Annotated in this window: 16 protein-coding genes and 1 tRNA gene; 4 read left to right on the plus strand and 13 right to left on the minus strand. The window is 66.9% G+C overall.

The features are described from left to right. The gene (locus GD628_RS05390; RefSeq protein WP_152274044.1) at positions 1-945 is read right to left on the minus strand and encodes a carbohydrate ABC transporter permease; all 945 of its coding nucleotides are present in this window, start codon (positions 943-945) and stop codon (positions 1-3) included. Then, entirely contained in the window at positions 945-2,324 is a 1,380-nt protein-coding gene (locus tag GD628_RS05395) for an ABC transporter substrate-binding protein (RefSeq protein ID WP_152274045.1), read from the minus strand. The genes GD628_RS05390 and GD628_RS05395 overlap by 1 nt, the downstream gene beginning before the upstream one ends. Positions 2,325-2,519: 195 nt before the next feature. On the opposite strand from GD628_RS05395, the gene GD628_RS05400 reads away from it, so the two are divergent. The 3 genes from GD628_RS05400 to GD628_RS05410 all read left to right on the plus strand — a co-directional run bounded on the left by GD628_RS05400 (position 2,520) and on the right by GD628_RS05410 (position 5,068). After that, entirely contained in the window at positions 2,520-3,377 is an 858-nt protein-coding gene (locus tag GD628_RS05400; protein WP_226802344.1) for a sugar-binding transcriptional regulator, read from the plus strand. Positions 3,378-3,432: 55 nt separating this feature from the next. Then, positions 3,433-3,509: transfer RNA gene (locus GD628_RS05405), tRNA-Met, on the plus strand. 161 nt (positions 3,510-3,670) lie between these two features. Continuing rightward, the gene (locus GD628_RS05410) at positions 3,671-5,068 is read left to right on the plus strand and encodes an APC family permease (protein WP_152274047.1); all 1,398 of its coding nucleotides are present in this window, start codon (positions 3,671-3,673) and stop codon (positions 5,066-5,068) included. Here GD628_RS05410 and GD628_RS05415 read toward each other — a convergent pair. The 3 genes from GD628_RS05415 to pstS form a co-directional block, all read right to left on the minus strand. After that, on the minus strand, positions 5,065-6,561 hold the full coding sequence (locus GD628_RS05415) for a mannitol dehydrogenase family protein (RefSeq protein WP_152274048.1): 1,497 nt from the start codon (positions 6,559-6,561) through the stop codon (positions 5,065-5,067). The genes GD628_RS05410 and GD628_RS05415 overlap by 4 nt on opposite strands. 97 nt (positions 6,562-6,658) lie before the next feature. Next, positions 6,659-6,859, minus strand: a complete 201-nt coding sequence (locus GD628_RS05420; RefSeq protein ID WP_091600979.1) for a hypothetical protein — start codon at positions 6,857-6,859, stop codon at positions 6,659-6,661. Positions 6,860-7,026: 167 nt separating this feature from the next. Beyond that, positions 7,027-8,142, minus strand: coding sequence for a phosphate ABC transporter substrate-binding protein PstS (gene pstS, locus GD628_RS05425; protein WP_152274049.1), 1,116 nt, complete (start codon positions 8,140-8,142; stop codon positions 7,027-7,029). A gap of 261 nt (positions 8,143-8,403) precedes the next feature. On the opposite strand from pstS, the gene GD628_RS05430 reads away from it, so the two are divergent. Beyond that, positions 8,404-8,787, plus strand: a complete 384-nt coding sequence (locus GD628_RS05430) for a DUF1304 domain-containing protein (protein ID WP_176697499.1) — start codon at positions 8,404-8,406, stop codon at positions 8,785-8,787. On the opposite strand, the gene GD628_RS05435 is transcribed toward GD628_RS05430, so the two are convergent. From GD628_RS05435 to GD628_RS05470, 8 genes are all read right to left on the minus strand, one after another. Further along, on the minus strand, positions 8,774-9,730 hold the full coding sequence (locus tag GD628_RS05435; RefSeq protein WP_226802345.1) for a DNA-3-methyladenine glycosylase family protein: 957 nt from the start codon (positions 9,728-9,730) through the stop codon (positions 8,774-8,776). The two genes, GD628_RS05430 and GD628_RS05435, sit on opposite strands and share 14 nt — an antisense overlap. Continuing rightward, positions 9,727-10,413, minus strand: a complete 687-nt coding sequence (locus tag GD628_RS05440; RefSeq protein WP_152274050.1) for an alpha-ketoglutarate-dependent dioxygenase AlkB family protein — start codon at positions 10,411-10,413, stop codon at positions 9,727-9,729. Before GD628_RS05440 ends, GD628_RS05435 begins: the two co-directional genes overlap by 4 nt. Next, a complete protein-coding gene (locus tag GD628_RS05445) occupies positions 10,410-11,009 on the minus strand; it encodes a methylated-DNA--[protein]-cysteine S-methyltransferase (protein ID WP_152274051.1) in 600 nt (199 codons plus the stop codon). Before GD628_RS05445 ends, GD628_RS05440 begins: the two co-directional genes overlap by 4 nt. Continuing rightward, the gene (locus GD628_RS05450) at positions 11,006-11,479 is read right to left on the minus strand and encodes an RNA polymerase sigma factor (protein WP_377955065.1); all 474 of its coding nucleotides are present in this window, start codon (positions 11,477-11,479) and stop codon (positions 11,006-11,008) included. Before GD628_RS05450 ends, GD628_RS05445 begins: the two co-directional genes overlap by 4 nt. A 58-nt stretch (positions 11,480-11,537) precedes the next feature. Continuing rightward, positions 11,538-12,713 (minus strand): acyl-CoA dehydrogenase family protein, encoded by a 1,176-nt coding sequence (locus GD628_RS05455; protein ID WP_152274053.1) that lies wholly within the window; start codon positions 12,711-12,713, stop codon positions 11,538-11,540. After that, the gene (locus GD628_RS05460) at positions 12,710-13,594 is read right to left on the minus strand and encodes an amidohydrolase family protein (protein ID WP_152274054.1); all 885 of its coding nucleotides are present in this window, start codon (positions 13,592-13,594) and stop codon (positions 12,710-12,712) included. Before GD628_RS05460 ends, GD628_RS05455 begins: the two co-directional genes overlap by 4 nt. Positions 13,595-13,755: 161 nt before the next feature. Beyond that, the gene (locus GD628_RS05465) at positions 13,756-15,261 is read right to left on the minus strand and encodes a SulP family inorganic anion transporter (RefSeq protein ID WP_226802346.1); all 1,506 of its coding nucleotides are present in this window, start codon (positions 15,259-15,261) and stop codon (positions 13,756-13,758) included. A gap of 123 nt (positions 15,262-15,384) precedes the next feature. Beyond that, positions 15,385-16,452: a serine hydrolase domain-containing protein gene (locus GD628_RS05470; protein ID WP_152274055.1), complete on the minus strand. Its 1,068-nt coding sequence runs from the start codon at positions 16,450-16,452 to the stop codon at positions 15,385-15,387. Between the last annotated feature and the right edge of the window lie 19 nt (positions 16,453-16,471).

A 16,471-nucleotide genomic window follows, 5' to 3' on the forward strand; every position in this document is an offset into this window, starting at 1 on the left:
CTAGTCCTTAGTGTCGAAGCTGCGGAAGATCAGGCGGAGGGCGAAGGTTGCCACGATGATGGTGGCGATCACCACCACCACGCCCATGGCGGCGGCCTGCCCAATGTCGAAGCCGAGGAAGGCCCGCTGGTAGATGTAGAAGGGCAGGTTGGCACTGGCAGTGCCGGGTCCTCCTGCCGTCATCAGGTAAATCTGGTCGAACGTGTTCACCACGTAAATCGCGCCGAGCAGCACGCCCAGCTCAATGTAGCGGCGCAGCTGCGGCAGCGTGACGGAGAAGAACGTGCGCCACCAGCCGGCGCCGTCCACCTGCGCGGCTTCCAGGACGTCCTTGGGCTGCGCCTGGAGTCCGGCCAGGACCAGCAGCATCATGAACGGCGTCCACTGCCACACCAGGGACATCAGGATCGAGGCGATCGGATGGGCGGAGGTCCAGTCCACCGGGGAGATGCCCACCAGCCCGATCAGCCAGTTGAGCAGGCCGTAGCTGGGGTTGAGGATTGAAACGGACCAGAGCAGCGAGCCGGCCACCGGCATGATGAGGAACGGCGTGATCAGCAGGGTCCGCACGATTCCGCGGCCGGCGAAGGAACGGTCCAGCAGCAGGGCGAAGATGATGCCCAGGATCATCGCGAAGAACACACAGCCGAGGGTGAAGATGACGCTGTTCAGGGCGGCCTGGCGGAAGGTCGAGTCGGCGAAGATCTCCACGTAGTTGGAGAACCACACAAACCGGTCGCCGTCGGGGTTAAGCAGGTTCCAGTTCTGCAGCGAATACCAGATGGTGAACAGGAACGGGACCTGGGTGACGATGATCGTGAAGATCAGCGCCGGCAGCAGCGGCCCCCTTCGCCGCCAGCCCTCAGCCCGGGACATCCCCCCGGACTGGCGCTTTTCGACGTCGCGGTGCGCCTTCGCGTTATGCCGCTCTACCAGTGTGGTCATCAGTGCTCTCCTGACTGGTAGCTCTCGGCGACGGTTTCTGCGTAGCGCTGGGACTGCTCCAGCGCTTCCTCGACGGTTTTCTGGCCCGCGATGGCAGCGGAGACCTGCTGGGCGACCCGGGTGCCGAGGTCCTGGAACTCGGGGATGCCTACAAATTGGAGGCCGGGATAGGGCACGCTGCCCGTCATGGACGTTTCCTGCGATGCCCCGGCCATTGCCGAGAGCGTGGGCTCGGCGTAGGCCTGTGCCACTTCGGCGTATTCGGGAATTTCATAGGTGGAGAGCCGGCTTCCCGGAGGAACGCGTTCCCAGCTGATTTCCTCCCCGACCAGTTCAATGAAGTCCTTGTCCGTCATCCAGGAAATGAAATCCCAGGCGGCGTCCTTTTCTTCACTGGTGGAGGGAATGGCCAGGGACCAGGAGTACAGCCAGCCGGCCGAATCGGTTTCCTCCACCGGGGCGGGAGCGTAGGCGGTCTTGCCGACCACCAGCGAGGAGTCCGGATCCTCCACCGTTGAAACCATCGCGGTGGCGTCGAACCACATGGCTGCGTTGCCCTGGCTGTAGCGGGTCAGGCAGTCGCCGTAGCCGCTGGTCGCCGCGCCGGGCTGGCCGGAATTGCGGATCAGGTCCACGTAGTCGGTGACTGCGGCTTTCACTTCAGGGCTGTCCAGGGTGGCGTTCCAGTCCTCGTCGAACCAGCTGCCGCCGTAGGTGTTGATCATGGTGGTCAGCGGGGCCATAACCTCGCCCCAGCCGGCGAGCCCGCGCAGGCAGATGCCGGAGAAGCCTTCGTCCGGGTTGTGCAGGGCCTCGGCGAACCCTGCGATGTCAGCCCAGGTTGGCTGTTCGGGCATGGTCAGCCCTGCGTCCTCAAAGAGGTCCTGGCGGTAGGCCAGGAAAGCCGATTCGCCGTAGAACGGGACGGAGTACAGGTCATCCTCGTAGCTGAGCGCCTCGCGGATGTTTGGAATGAAGTCATCCGGGTCATAGCCCTGGGTGTTGTCCGCGTAGTCCTGCAGGTTGGTCAGCCAGCCGTTCTCCGCCCACATGGGTGTTTCGTAGTTGGAGACCATCACGACGTCGAACTCGCCGCCGCCGGTGGCAACCGAGGCGGTGATCTTGGCACGCGCCTCGTTCTCCGGCAGGGACACGAAGCGGACGTCGACGTTGGGGTGCTCTTCCTTGAACCGGTCCTGCAGGGAGATGGCGTCCGTCATCTGCGGGTTGGAGACGATGGCGACGACGATCTCCTGCCGCCCGTCCGCATTGGCGCTGCTGCAGCCGGTCAGCACCATTGCTGCTGCCGCCGCGGCCGCTGCGAACCGCTTCACTCTGCGTCCGCGCCGCTCCTGCGGCTGGCTGCGTTCTGATCTCATACGTCACCCTTGCTCATTTGAGATATTTCCTTGCGCTCATTTGGTCAGGAACTCTAGTCATATACACTCAAATGAGCAACAAAGTAACGCTCATTCGGGAACAGGCAGGGCGGAATCATTACCGGAACAGGTTCGTCCCATGAGGAACTCCTGGCCAGAATTGGCCGGGATTATTACCTGAGCAACCATTCGAAAGTGGACATTGCCCGCAATTACGGCATTTCCCGTTTTCAGGTGGCACGCCTGCTGGATGAAGCGCGCGCCCTGGGCATAGTGCGCATTGATGTCCGCTTTCCGGAAGCGGCCGCTGACCTTGCCCCGGCACGCCTGGCGGAATCCCTCGGCGTCGAACGGGTCCGCATCAGCCCCACGGGAGCGGACGACCGCACCACGCGCGAAAGCATGGCCCAGCAGGCCGCGGCGGAGATCATGGCGGCGGCCGCTCCGGGAGCGAGCATCGGGGTTTCCTGGTCCCGCACCCTGGACATGGCAGCCCGGCATGTGACCAACCTGCCCCCGTGCAACATCGTGCAGCTGGCCGGCGCGCTGCCGGTTCCCGGAAGCGGAAACTCCCTGGAGCTGATCCAGAACCTGGGCCGGCACGACGGCGTTGCCACCTGGCCGCTGTGGGCTCCGCTCGTCGTCGAAAACGCGCTGACCGCGCAGAGCCTGCGCCGCCAGCCGGAGATCGGGGACACCCTCGCCAAGGCCAGCTCGCTCGACGCCGCCGTCGTCGCCGTCGGCGCCTGGCTCCCGGGACTCTCCACCGTGTGGAACCGGGTGGACAACCACTTGAAGCTCGAAGCGGCGCAGGCCGGCGCGGTGGCCGAATGCAGCGGGCGGCTGATCGATGCCGGGGGACGGCCGGTCCGCTCAGAGCTGGATGGGCGGGTGCTCGCGGTCAGCCTGGACCAGCTCCGGAGCACGCCCCAGGTGGTGGCGGTGGCACAGGGAGCCGCACGCGCCGATGCCGTGCGGGCCGTCCTCGCCGCCGGCTTCGTCACTACCCTGCTCATTGACGAGGACCTCGCCGTCGCGCTCTCCGGGAAGTGACCCGGACCACGCGATTAGTCCCTCCGGCACGCGTACGGTAGAGTTCTAAGCACGCCGCGGGGTGGAGCAGTTCGGTAGCTCGCTGGGCTCATAACCCAGAGGTCGCAAGTTCAAATCTTGCCCCCGCAACCATAGTAAAAAGGTCCTGATCCGGTTCGCCGGACCAGGACCTTTTTGTTTACCCGGCTCCCGGCCCCGTGTGTGACACGCTGTGAAGGGCTGAAACCGGCGGTTTTACTAAAATCGGCTCTGTGCTGGCTGGAGATAAACCGGCCACAGAGCGAAGGAACCCGTTGAAAACCACTCTCACCCGCCGGCTAGGCGTGCCCGGAATCGTCCTGATGGTCGTCGCGGCCGCGGCCCCCATCACCGTCGTCGCGGCAAACTTCCCCCTCATCCTCGCTGTCTCCGAATCAGTGGGAATGCCGCTGATGGTGCTGGCAGCCACGGCCATCCTGCTGCTGTTCTCGGTCGGCTACGCCTGGATGACCCCGCACGTACCTGATGCCGGCGCGTTCTACTCCTATGTGGACCGCGGGCTCGGCCGCCGGGCCGGACTGGGCACCGCGGGGCTGGCACTCTTCGCCTACGTCCTGCTCACCGTCTCGATGACCTGCTACCTGGGCGTCCAGGCAGGAAACCTGATTGAGCTCTGGTCCGGTGTGCAGGTTCCCTGGTGGGCCATCTCGGCGGCCATGATCGCCGTCGTCGGTTTCCTTGGCTACCGGGACATCAACCTGTCGGCGAAGGTGCTGGGCACCGTCCTCGTCCTGGAGGTCGCCGCCGTGCTGGCCATCGACCTGGGCGTCCTCTTCTCCGGCCGTGAACTCACCTCCCTTCCGTTCAGCCCCGCCGAAGCAATGTCCGGCGCTCCGGGCCTGGGCCTGCTGTTCGCCTTCCTCGGCTTCTTCGGCTTCGAGGCGACGGCGGTGTTCCGCAATGAGGCCAAGGATCCGGAGCGCACCGTTCCGCGCGCCACCTACATCGCCGTGCTCTCCATCGGCGCGCTGTATATCCTCTCCTCCTGGCTGATCATCAGCGGCCTCGGGGCCGGCAACGCCGTTGCCCTGGCCACGGACAGCCCGGACAGCGTGGTGGTGGGCTTCGCCGGGGAGATCCTCGCTCCGATCATGACGGACATTGTCCAGGTGCTGGTGGTGACGAGCATGTTCGCCTGCATGCTGGCCTTCCACAACATCGTCTCCCGCTATCTCTTCACCCTGGGCCAGCGCGGCGTGCTGCCGGCCGGCCTGGCCGCCGTCCATCCCGCCCACGGCGCGCCCTCGCGTGCTTCTTTCTGGGTGACCGGTGTGACCGCCGCAGTCGTACTGGTTTCCGCTGCCGTCCAGCTGGATCCGGTCCTGGAGATCTACACCTGGTATTCCGGCGCAGGGGCCATCGGCGTGATCGTGATGATGACCCTGACCAGCTTCGCAATCGTCAGCTTCGGCACGCGCGGCTCATCCGCGCCCGGCGGAGTGCGGGCCGCGGCTGTGGCCGGCGGGATCGGCCTGCTCGGCGTGCTGGCGCTCTCCCTCTGGAACTTCCCGTTCCTCGTGGGCGGCAACCTCGCCGCGGTCATCTGGGGCGCGGCCTTGGTCCTCGTGTTTGCGGTGGCTGCTGCGCTGCCGGCCAGCACCCGGCCGGCGCCGGCTGATACACCGGAGCCGGCGGACGCTTCCCGCCGTTAGCCGGCTTCCGGGCTCCCGTGCCCGCGGACGAGGTTTTCAACCGTGGCACGGGCGCCGGCGTCATGCAGAACGCCCAGCGCCTGCGTATAGGCCTTAACAAAGCGCTCGTTGGAGGCCAGGTCGCCGAAGAGCTCAGGCTGGGAAATGAAGGCCAGCGGGTCTTCACGGTTGCGCGCCGCAGCGGCCATCAGCGGTTCCCGCAGCCGGTCGACGACGTCGATCTCCGCACCCTGCTCATCAGTGCCCTCGGCGTACCGGGCCCAGCTGGCTACGATGGCCGCCGAGCGGTGGATCTCCCCGCCGGCGTCGAGGTTTTCGCGGATGACGGGCAGCAGCCACTTGGGAATCCGGTCTGAACTCTCGGCGCAGAGCCGGGCCAGGGTGTCCCGTACATGTTCGTTGGAGAAGCGTTCGATCAGCTTGTGCCGGTACGCATCGAGGTCCACGCCGGGCAGCGGCTTGAGCGTGGGCGTGGCCTCGCGTTCCATGTAGTCCAGCAGGAAGGTGGAGAAGAGCGGATCCTGGCAGACCTCGTGGGCGTACCGGTAGCCGGCAAGGTAGCCGAAGTAGCACTGGCCCTGGTGGCTGGCATTGAGCAGGCGCAGCTTCATGAGTTCGTAGGGCTCGACGTCGTCCACCACCTGCACGCCGGCGTCCTCGAACGGCGGGCGGCCCTGCGGGAAGTGGTCCTCCAGGACCCACTGCTCAAAGTCTTCGCTGACCACCGGCCAGGCATCCTCGATGCCCAAGTCCTCCGCCACCATGTCCCTGTCGGCATCCGTGGTGACCGGGGTAATGCGGTCCACCATTGAATTGGGGAAGGCCACGTTGGCGCGCATCCACTCCCCCAGTTCCGGATCCCGCAGGTCCGCGAACGCAGTGAACATGCGGCGGGCAACATCGCCGTTGCCCTGGATGTTGTCGCAGGACATCACGGTGAACGGCGCGGTGCCGGCCTCCCGGCGCCGGGCGAGGGCCTCGGTGACCAGCCCAAAGACCGTGGCAGGGACAGCACCGGGAACCAGGTCCGCCTGCACTGCCGGATTGCCGGCGTCGAACTCCCCGGTGACGTGGTGGAAGTTGTACCCGCCCTCGGTAATGGTCAGGGACACGATCCGCGTCTGCGGCGAGGCCATCTTGGCAATAACGGCTTCGGGGTCCTCCGGAGCCAGCAGGTACTCGGTGATGGAGCCGATCACCCGGCCCTCCCGCGTTCCGTCCGGATTCTTGAGCACCAGGGTATAGAGGCAGTCCTGAGCATCCATGACGGATTTCATCGCGGCGTCCTGCGGCAGCACGCCTACTCCGCAGATGCCCCAGTCCAGGGCCTTACCGTCATTCATCAGCCGGTCCAGGTACATGGCCTGGTGCGCCCGGTGGAATCCGCCCACCCCGAAGTGGACAATGCCGGTGCTCACAGCGGAGCGGTCGTAGGTCGGAACAGCCAGGGCTCCGGGGAGGCCGGCCAGGGATTCGGTCTGCAGCTTGCTCATGGGTCACACCTGTGGGACGAGCGGATAAGTGCAGCTCAATTTATCATGTGAGCATCACACGTCCACTCAAATGAGCATGCTGAGCGGGGTGGCTGTCCTAATCGACCAGCTCGGACTGGGTTTCAATGAAGTCCCAGTCCCGGATATCGAGGATGGGATCAATGACGGGGCCTCCTGCCTCGGCAATCCGGTCCTGGACCTTAGGCGGAATTCCGTCCTGCCGGAGGTTCTCGCGCAGCCACTGCTTGGCAGTGGTGTCGAGATACGGCCACCATCTTTCGATCCTGATGGGCTGCATTCCCTGCCCCCTTTCCGTCGCGGTAGGTCCACGGTGCCACCGGCCTCCAAGGGGCGCAAGGGGTCCAGAGAAGACCGCTTCGGAAGGCAGGCAGGGAATATCCGCGTGCAGGACAAGGGCCCTGCCCAGGGGCAGGATTCAGCTGCGTCGGGGAGCGCGGGCAGGAGCTACGGGCGCGTGGTGATGCTCTCGATCGCTGTCCGGGCATCCTCCGCCAGGCTCTCCGGAATCGGAGCGGACTTGGCGGCGTCGGCAGATGCTTCCTGGCCTTCGGGGCTGATGACGTACTGTCCGAAAGCCTTCACGAGCTCCACCGTGCCGGCGTCCTCGTAGGAGCTGCAGAAGATCTGGTAGGAAATCAGCACCAGCGGGTACGCGCCGGGAGCCGTAGTGGTGCGGTCCAGGTGCAGGGCAATGTCATTGGCGCTGCGTCCGGGAACCCGGGAGGACTGCTCGACGGCGATCGACGCGGCATCGGCGCTGATCGGCACGTACTCCTCGCCCACCTTGAGGTTCACAGTGCCCAGTGAGTCATCCACCACCGAGTCATCCGAGTACGCAACTGATCCTTCGGTGCGGGTGACGGTGCTGATGACGCCGGCACTGCCCTGCGCGTTCTCGCCGCCGAGCCCGCCGGGCCAGGAGCCCGAGGGATCATTCGGCCAGGCCTGGGGAGCGGCTTCGTGCAGGTACTCCGTGAAGTTCTCGGTTGTGCCGGAATCATCGGCGCGGCTGACGGGCGTGATCCGGGTCTCCGGCAGCTCCACGCCGGGGTTCTGGGCCGCGATCGCCGGATCGTTCCAGTAGTCGATTTCGCCGCGGAAGATCTTTGCGATCGTGGCCGCGTCCATGTTCAGCGACTCGATTCCGGGCAGGTTGAAGGCGACGGCGATCGGGGAAATGTAGGCCGGGATGTCGAGGGCGCCGTCGGGTCCGCAGACCTCGCGCGCTTCACCCAGTTCCTCATCCTGCAGGAAGGCGTCCGACCCGGCGAACTGCACCGCTCCGGCCAGCAGGGCGTTGCGGCCGGCCCCGGAGCCGTCCGGGGAATACTGGACCTGCACCTTGGGATGCAGCACCCGGAACCCGCCAATCCAGGCGTCCATGGCCGGTCCCTGGGCGGTCGACCCGGAACCGGAGATGATGCCGGAGAGCGTGGAGGTGCTGTTCTCGGCTGCTTCGCGCTGTTCGTCCCCCAGGGGGTAGTCGGAGCCGCAGGCGGTTAGCGCCAGCGCTGCGGCGGCGGTGACTGCCAGGGCGCGAAGTGGACGGGAAGTGCGCACGAAGGTGCTCCTTTAGGGGCTGTTCTTTGGGCCAACCGGCGTTAACGGCGTTTGGCGGGCAGTTCGGCGTGCCCACGGGGCACAGCGGCGCTGCCGCCAGTTCAAGGCTAGCCGCCGATTAGTCTCCACCGCCAACTGGGAGCGCCTCCCACCCTTGGCGGCCATGGCCCGGGATGCAAGGATTGGCCGGACCGCGGACCGCTGCGAACCCGTTTGCCGAACAGGCACCCGGCAGCGCGGTCCCTGCCCCGAGGGGGTTCCGTGCTGGTCGCTGCCGCAATTTTCACCTTGGTTTCCGCCGCCGTCCACTTCTACTTCTTTGTGCTGGAGTCCCTCCGCTGGAACGTCCCGGAAACCATGGGCGTGTACGGAATCACATCCTCCGTTGACGCGGAGACCACCCAGCCGCTGGCCTACACGCAGGGTTTCTACAATCTGTTCCTTGGCGTGGGGGCGGTACTGGGAGTGCTGCTGCTGGGGGTGAGCAGTCCCGTAGCCGGCATGACCCTGATCAGCTTCTCCACGGCCTGCATGGTGCTGGCCTCGGTGGTGCTGCTGGCCAGCAGGTGGCCGCTTGCCCGGATCGCGCTCATCCGGGGCATTCCGGCGCTGCTCGCCCTGGTGCTGGCCCTTATGGGTTCCTGACCTTTGCCGATGGTCCGCTGGACGGCCGTGATGCGGGGGCGTCATACGCCGCGGCGGTCCAGAGATGGAACAGGGCGTAGGCACGCCACGGCCGCCACGGTTCCGCCAGGGCCTCGGCTTCCCTCGGAGAGTCGACACCGAGCGCCCGGCGCAGCACCAGGTCCCCGGGCACGAACGCATCCCGGTCCCCCGCGGCGCGCACCGCCAGGTAATCCACCGTCCAGGGGCCGATTCCGGGCAGGGCGAGGAGTTCGGCACGGGTGCCGGCGCCGGCGCCTGCCAGATCCAGCCCGCCGGCCGCTGCTTCTGCCAGCGCCTGGATGGTCCGTGCCCGGGAACCGGTGATCCTCACGGCAGCCTGCAGCTCGTCCGCGCTGGCCCCGGCCAGGCGCTGCGGCGACGGAAAGAGCCAGAAACCGCCGGGCTCCCGGGTGCCGAATTCAGCGACGAGCCGGGACCCGAAGGTCCGTGCCGCGGCCAGCGAAACCTGCTGTCCCAGCACGGTCAGCACGGCGGTTTCCCACGGGTCAACGCTGCCGGGGATGCGAAGTCCCGGCCGGGCCCCGACCAGCGGAGCCAGGAGCGGGAACCCTGAGAGGAAATGGTCGACGGCGGCGGCCGGGGCATCCAGGTCCAACCAGGTGCGCAGCCGGGCGAGCACTGCGGTGTCGTCCGCCGGGGTCCCTCCGGCTAACCGGACCGCCACGCTGCCCGGAGCCCCGAAGCGGACCTCGGCCAGCACCGCGCTTTGCGGTGCCGGACTTCCAGGCGAAGGACCCACGGGTGCCTGCAGCAACCGGGTGACCGTCGCGGCCGCGCCGTCGAACTGCACGGATTCAAGGCCGGGCACGGCGTGGGCGGCGAGGCTTCGGACCAGCGGAATCCAGGGGAACGGCTCCGCTACCGGGATGCGGTGGGTCCTCTCCCCGGGCAGGCCGGTCACTCGAGCCCGGTCATGCGCAGGGTGATGTTGATCCGCCCGGAGTCGAGTCCGGTCTCCGGGTCGGCGGTGCCGGGCAGGGTCTTGGGCACCCCGTGGTAGGCGAAACGGGAAGGTCCGCCGAAGACGAACAGGTCCCCGGAGACCAGTTCCACGTCGGTGTAGGGCTTGGTGCGGGTCTGTGTATTCCCGAACCGGAATATGCACGTGTCTCCGATGCTGATGGAGACCACGGGTGCGCTGGACCGCTCATCCTTGTCCTGATGCATCCCCATGTGTGCGCCGTGCGCGTAGAAGTTGATCAGCGCCGTGTCCGGGGTGTAATCCTCCGGCGCCATGATGTCCGGTGCGTAGCCAGCCTCCCCCTCGGAGAAATACGCGGCGCGCAGGGCGTCGCGGCCCAGTTCAACCAACCAGCCGGGGACCTCGGCAACCCGTCCGCCACCGGCGTCGTCGGCTGTCCGCGTGTACTTGTACGGCTGCCAATGCCAGCCGAGGCAGACGGTCTGCACGGACATCCGGTGCCCGCCGGGCAGCACAGCGGAGCGCATGGGGACAGGCCCCACTGCCCAGGCCCGGCAGGCTTCGACAAGTTCGCGCTGGCGGGAGGGTTCCAGCCAGCCGGGCACGTGGACGGCCCCCGCCGAGGGTGTGGAGCGTTCGCGGGGGAACAGCTGGCCGGTCATGCTGCAGCCTCCATTGCCAGGAGGGCGGTTTTGGCTTCGGTGCCGCCCAGGTAGTTGCCGATCTTGCCATCGGAGCGCACCACACGGTGGCACGGAACCACCACCGGCAGCGGATTCCGGGCGCAGGCGGTGCCCGCCGCGCGGACGGCCCCGGGGTTTCCCGCGAGGGCAGCGAGTGCGGCATAGCTGGCAGTCGAGCCGTAGCCAATCTCCGGCAGGTGTTCGACGACGATGCGCCGGAACCCGGTGGCCAGGCGGAAGTCGAGCGGCAGGTTGAACTCCCTGCGGGTCCCGGCGAAATACTCCTCCAGCTGGCGGACCGGCTCGGCAAGGCGCTCCGGAGCTTCCAGGATCCGTGGACTGACGCGGAGCGCCAGCTGCGCCAGCACGGCGTCGTGCCCTTCGATGCCGAAACCGACCCGCACCAGCCCGGCAGGAGTGGCGGCGAGGAGCAGCTCCCCCACGGGTGAGGGCATCACGGTGTAGGCGACGTCGAGCAGGTCCTGCTCCTGCGCCGCGCTGGACAGCCTCGCGTGCAGGCGGGCCAGCGTGACATCTTCACCGGCGCTGAGCATGTCCAGGGTGTCCGGGGTCATCGCAGATCCTCCGCTTCCAGTGTTCGCAGTTTCTTCATGCCGTCCGCCGCTGACCGCCGGCAGGCGGCCTCCGTGCTGCCGAGAAGAACGGCAACCTCCGCGAAGGGCAGCCCGGCGAGGTGGTGGTAGGCCAGGGTTTCGCGCTGGCGCCGCGGGAGGTTCCGGAGCGCCGCCCAGAGGCCGTCATGTTCGCCGGGGCGTGCAGTCTCCGGTCCGGGCCGCTCCGGCAGCTCGGGGATCGGGACCGGACGGCGCGCAGCTGCCCGGGTCACGTCAATCGCCTTGCGTTTGGCGATCGTCACCAGCCAGGCCTGCACATTCGCACCGGGTGCCAGGGCTGGGTAGGCCCGCAGCGCCGCGAGGAACGTCTCCGACCACGCGTCCTCGGCCTCGTCCGGCCCCAGGACAGCGCGGCAGACGCGCAGCACCACGGCTCCGTGTTCCCTGACGATCGCTTCGAACGGTTTCACTTCCACATACTGTAGACGCGCGGCGGGCCAGGTTTGTGAGGTGCTGCCTCAGGGCTTGTCAGCGGAAGGCGCCCACACCCGCGATGGAGCGGCCCAGGATCAGGGCGTTGATGTCGTGGGTGCCCTCGTAGGAGTAGACGGCCTCCGCATCGGCGTGGAAACGCGCGACGCCGGTGTCCAGTGTGATGCCGTTGCCGCCCACCACTTCGCGGGCCAGGGCAACGGTCTCCCGCAGCGACGTGCAGGTGAACATCTTGGCCATGGCCGAGTCCTCGTCTCGGAAGATGCCTTCCTCCTGCCGCTGGGTCAGCCGCACCACCATGCCCAGGGACGCGGTGAGGTTGGCCAGCATGGTGGCCAGTTTCTGCTGCGTGAGCTGGAAGGAGGCCAGCGGTTTGCCGAACTGTTCCCGCTCCAGGGTGTACCGGACGGCCGCCTCGTAAGCGCCGGCCTGCATCCCGGTGGCGATCCAGGCGACGTCGGAGCGCAGCCGGCGCATCAGGGCAGCCACGTCCTTGAACGAGTTGATGTTTGCCAGCCGGGCCGAGTCCGGGACCCGGACGCCGCGGAAATCAATATCGAAGTTCTGCATCATCCGCAGGGAGGTCTTGCGCAGGATCTTGGTGAGCGTGACACCCTCCTCTTTCCGCGGCACCAGGAACGCCTTGACCTGCCCGTCGGCCTCATCCCGCGCGAAGACCGCCAGCACATCGGCAGTTCCGGCCCCGCCGATCCAGCGCTTGGCGCCGTTGATGACCCAGCCGTCTCCGTCGCGGCGGGCGGAGGTAGCCAGTCCGCCGGCGATGTCCGATCCGTGCTCCGGTTCGGTGAGCGCAAAGACGCCGGTGTACTCGAAGGACCGGATCTTAGGGTCCAGCTCGGCGGCCTGTTCGGCACTGCCGCCGTGCAGGACGGTGGAGCGGAACAGGCCGGACTGGGCGTTGTAATACGTGGCCACCGAAGCGTCCGTGCGGGCCAGCTCAAAGTTCCGGAACCCGCCGTAAAGTCCGGAGGTGCGGTCCTGGCTGTTGGTGGCGCCGTCGGGGGCCATCAGATTCAGGTCCACCAGGGGCTGGCGGATCTGCTCCGGGAACTCGCCGGCCTCCCAGTAGTCAGCCAGCAGCGGCGCAACCTGCTCGTCCAGGACGGCACGCAGTTTGGTCAGGGCCTCCTGTTCGGGGCCGCTCAGCAGCTCCGAGTACCCGTACCGGTCTGCCGGGTAGAGCCCGCTCATGATCCCAGCCCGAGCAGCCGGACGGCGTTCTCCTTCAGGATCTTGGGCCGGACTTCGTCCTTCATCTCCAGGGCTTCGAAGTCACGCCGCCACCTGTCGGGGGTGATCAGCGGGTAGTCCGATCCGAACAGGACCTTGTCCTGCAGCAGCGAGTTGGCGTGCCGCACCAGGTTCGTCGGGAAGTACTTGGGAGACCAGCCGGAGAGGTCAATCCACACGTTGGCCTTGTGCGTGGCCACCGCGATGGCTTCGTCCTGCCAGGGGACGGAGGGATGGGCCATGATGATCTGCAGGTCCGGGAAGTCCGCGGCAACGGCGTCGAGCAGCATCGGGTTGGACAGGCCCAGTTTGAGGCCGAATCCGCCCGGGAGCCCGGAGCCAATGCCGGTCTGGCCGGTGTGGAACAGCGCGGGCACACCCAGGTCCTGGATCAGGGACCAGAGCGGGTAGAACGTGCGGTCGCTGGGGTCGAAGTTCTGCACGGTGGGATGGAACTTGAATCCACGCACCCCGTAGTCGCCGGCCAGGACCTTAGCGCGGGCCAGTGCGTCCGCGCCGGACGTGGGGTCCACCGAGCCGAAGGGAATCAGGACGTCGTTGTTGCGGGCCGCACCTTCGGCGATGTCCTCGCTGGAGTTCGGCGGGTGGCCCAGGGCCTTGGAAGCGTCGACGGTGAAGACGACGGCCGCGGTTTTCCGCTCACGGTAGTACGCGGCGATCTCGTCCAGGCCGGGGCGGGGCCCGTCGGTCTTGAAGTGCTTGGAAGCCGCGTCCACCAGCGGCTGCGGCAGTGCGTTGTGCCCGTGATCATCCACTTCAATGTGGACGTGGGTGTCAATGGCATCCAGGGCCGCGACGTCGAGGCCGAGTGTGTAAACCATGGGTGGGGTACTTCCTGTTGTAGCTGACCAGCGGAGTTACCTCATCCTGTCGAGGATAGTTGAGAAAGTCAACGGTTTTCTTTCCCGCCGAGGGGCCAGTTACGGCTCCTTTGAAGGTTCAGAAGAGCCGTAACTGGCCTCTCGATGGGTGCGGGCACCGGCTACGGCAGGTTCCCCGTCAGCTTCTCCCGGATGGACGCCGATGCCTGGTTCAGTCCGGTGATCTGCACGGTTTTCCCGCGGGACCGGTACTTCTCGGTAATCGAATCCAGCGCCGCCACCGTCGAAGCATCCCAGACGTGCGAGCCGCCCAGGTCGATCACCACGCTCGAGGGATCCGCGGCGTACTCGAACTGCGTATAGAGGTCATTGGAGGAGGCGAAGAACAGCTCGCCGTGCACCAGGTAGGTGACCGCGCCGCCGTCGTCCGCCAGAGTGCGCTGCACGGTCACGAAGTGGGCCACCCGCCGGGCGAAGAGCACCATGGCTGCCAGCACTCCGGCCCCGACGCCGATCGCCAGGTTGTGCGTGATGACCGTTGCCAGCACGGTGATCAGCATGACGGCGGTCTCCGATTTAGGCATCCGGCGCAGCGTGGACGGGCGGATGCTGTGCCAGTCGAAGGCGGCGTACGCGACGAAGATCATCACGGCCACCAGTGCGGCCATGGGGATCAGCGCCACAACGTCGCCCAGCACCACCACCAGGATCAGCAGGAAGACCCCGGCCAGGAACGTGGAGATCCGGGTGCGCGCCCCGGAGGCCTTGACGTTCATCATGGTCTGGCCCACTACGGCGCAGCCGCCCATGCCGCCGAAGAACCCGGTGACTATGTTGGCGATGCCCTGCCCGGCGGCTTCGCGGGGTTTGGAAGAACGGGTGTCGGTGATGTCATCCACCAGTTTGGCGGTCAGCAGGGATTCGAGCAGCCCCACAAAGGCCATCGCCACGGCGTAGGGAAGGATCCGTTCGAGGGTTTCAAGGTTCAGCGGCACGTCCGGGAAAAGCAGCGATGGCAGGCTGTCCGGCAGCGCACCCTTGTCCCCCACCGTGGGGATGTCCCAGCCTGCGGCCACCGCCGCGATAGTCAGGAGCACAATTGCCACGAGCGGAGCGGGCACCGCCGTCGTTAGCCGCGGAAGCAGGAACACAATGAGGAGGCCGACGGCGACAACCGGGTACACCAGCCACGGCACGCCAAGGAGTTCCGGCAGCTGGGAGGAAAACACCAGGATGGCCAGCGCGTTCACAAATCCGACCATCACCGAACGCGGAATGAAGCGCATCAGCTTCGCCACGCCTGCCAAGGCCAACAGGATCTGCAGGACCCCGGCCAGGATCACCGTTGGCAGCAGGTAGTCGACGCCGTACTTCGCCACCACGGGCGCAATCACCAGGGCGACGGCGCCGGTCGCCGCGGAGATCATGGCCGGCCGGCCGCCGACGAAGGCAATGGTGACAGCCATAGTGAAGGACGCGAACAAGCCCATCCGCGGATCGACCCCGGCGATCACCGAGAAGGCGATCGCCTCCGGGATGAGTGCCAGTGCGACGACGAGACCCGCCAGCACTTCGGTCTTCAGCAGGCGCGGCGAGCGCAGGGTGCCCAGCACGGTCTGCCGTGCGGCGGGGGCGTCCGGTACGGAAACCGGGGCAGGAAGGGACAAGGCGGTTCCATTTCGGGTACGGGGAAATCCGGCGGCCGGGGCGGATTGCCGGGGCCGTGCATCGGATCCGGTTCAAGGTTACCGCCGTGCCGGATGGTCCCGCAGCAGTGCGGGTCTCCGACCTCAGCCCGCTTCCAGCAGGGACGTGATCTCCCGGAGCGGCCCCCACACCCCGTCTTCGGAGTTGGACAGCAGGGCCAGGGTCACGTCCGGACCGGGGTAATAGCCCAGGAACGCACTGGCCCCGGCATTGATCCCGTCCTTGTACAGCGAGCGCACCTCGCCCGTGGGGCCGAGCCGGAACTCAAGCCCCAGGCCGTAGTGCAGCTCACCGGAGTCCAGGTCCGAGTGCTTGACCTGCGGCGTGAGGAACGCTGCCGTGGATCCGGTGGACAGCAGTTTTCCGTCCCGGACGGCGTCCAGGAACCGGATCAGGTCCCCCGCGGTCGCGTGGGCACCGCCATCCGGCGAGCCGACCGGCGGGTAGCTGAAGATGTTCTGCCGCCAGGAGACCACCGTCCCGGCCTCATCGCGGACCGCGTCCCAGCCCTCCGCGACATTCGGGACGGCGTCGCGCATGGAGAAGAACCCTGAATTCTCCATGTCCGCCGCGGCGAACACGTGTTCCCGCACGTAGTCCCGATAACTCCGGCCGCTCACTGCTTCCAGCGCCAGCCCGGCGAGGATGTAGCCGCAGTTGCAGTAGCGGCAGCCGGTGCCGGGGGCGAAGTTTGGTTCCTTGTGCACGAACTGCGGCAGGAAATCCGCTGTCCGGATGACCGAATAGGTGGGCTTGTCGGTCCACAGGTCCTCATAGGATTCGCCGGCTTCCTCGTCGGCGTCGTCCCCGATGCCGGAGGTGTGGGTCAGGAGCTGGCCGATGGTGATCCCCGGGTCTATCCGGGTGCCCTCCAGCTCAACGAACCCGCCAATGCCCGCATCGAGCGCCAGGGTGCCGGCGTCCACCTGCTGCAGCACGGCGACGGAGGTGAAGAGCTTGGTGATGGAAGCGACGTCGAACCGGGTGTCCAGCGCGGCCGGCACGTTCCAGCGCCGGGAAGCCACGCCGTAGGCCCCCTCGTGGAGGATCCTGCCACTGCGGGATAGCTGGATGGTTCCGGAGAAGTCCTGGCGGGAGGCGGCGTCGGAAAGGATCCGGTCCACGGATTCGGCGTCGATGTCTGCGAACATAACCGAATACTAATGCGCA

Origin of the sequence: Arthrobacter koreensis, from assembly GCF_009193255.1 — a bacterium.
Classification (GTDB): Bacteria; Actinomycetota; Actinomycetes; order Actinomycetales; family Micrococcaceae; genus Arthrobacter_B; species Arthrobacter_B koreensis.